Here is a 563-nt window from a genome sequence, read left to right on the forward strand (position 1 = left end):
AACCTTTGAGCGCCTCCGTTACTCTTCGTTGGCATGATTGACCCTCCACGCTTAGAATCAAAAGCTGCCGTTCAAGAAGCTAGAGCATCTGGTATTAAACCAATCATGATTACAGGGGACCACGCGCTTACAGCAAAAGCAATCGCTCAACAAATTGACATCTATCGTGACGGAGATAAAGTTGTTGATGGACTGACGCTTAAATCAATGACCGATGATGAACTTAGCCAAATGATTGAACAAATTTCGGTCTATGCCCGAGTAAGTCCTGAAGACAAACTTCGTATTGTAAAAATCTGGCAAGAAAAAGAACAAATCGTGCTGACAGAGCTTAACCCGGTCAATGACGCACCCAGCTTAAGAGCTGCCGATGTCGGAACTGCAATGGGAATAGCCGGCACAGAAGTTGCCAAGTCTGCATCTGATATCATTCTTGCTGACGACAATTTTGCAACCATTGTCGCCGCTATTCGTGAAGGACGTCGTGTTTACACCAATATCAAAAAAACAATTTATTACCTTCTCTCAGCAAACGTAGCTGAAATTCTAACAATGCTCATTGG

1 protein-coding gene is annotated in these 563 nt (G+C 43.5%); it reads left to right on the top strand.

The features are described 5' to 3' along the window. Positions 1-33: 33 nt before the first annotated feature. On the top strand, positions 34-563 hold a 530-nt coding region (locus BAZO_RS10770), incomplete at its 3' end, for an HAD-IC family P-type ATPase (protein WP_003331521.1).

Source organism: Schinkia azotoformans LMG 9581 (assembly GCF_000307855.1).
Taxonomy (GTDB): Bacteria; Bacillota; Bacilli; order Bacillales; family Bacillaceae_J; genus Schinkia; species Schinkia azotoformans.